The 277-nt window shown below is 50.5% G+C and carries 1 protein-coding gene; it reads right to left on the reverse strand.

The features are described from left to right. Positions 1–277, reverse strand: a 277-nt coding sequence (locus tag AAEY79_RS14715; protein WP_407074208.1) for a nicotinate-nicotinamide nucleotide adenylyltransferase, incomplete at both ends; no start/stop codon positions are given.

Consider the following 277-nt stretch of genomic DNA (forward strand, 5'->3'; position numbering starts at 1 on the left):
GCTTGAGTCCGTCTTTCCATTTATCTAAGCTCCGTGCACTGTCCATCCCCATAATAAATATCAAGCTGTCATGCGGATAGCGCTGCCGTAAGGTGCGGACGCTATCGATGGTATAGACGGGCGGTGCTTGCCACAGCTCCAGCTCATCAATCTGTAATGGGGTATTAAGTGTTGCGAGCTTTAGCATTGCCAAACGGTGCTTAGGGTTGGTGCTTTCATTTTTAAAAGGCGAGCGGGCATTGGGCAATAAGGACACATGCAGTGCGCGCTGTTGCTG

The organism is Psychrobacter sp. GW64-MNA-CIBAN-0177 (assembly GCF_040309585.1).
Taxonomy (GTDB): Bacteria; Pseudomonadota; Gammaproteobacteria; order Pseudomonadales; family Moraxellaceae; genus Psychrobacter; species Psychrobacter okhotskensis.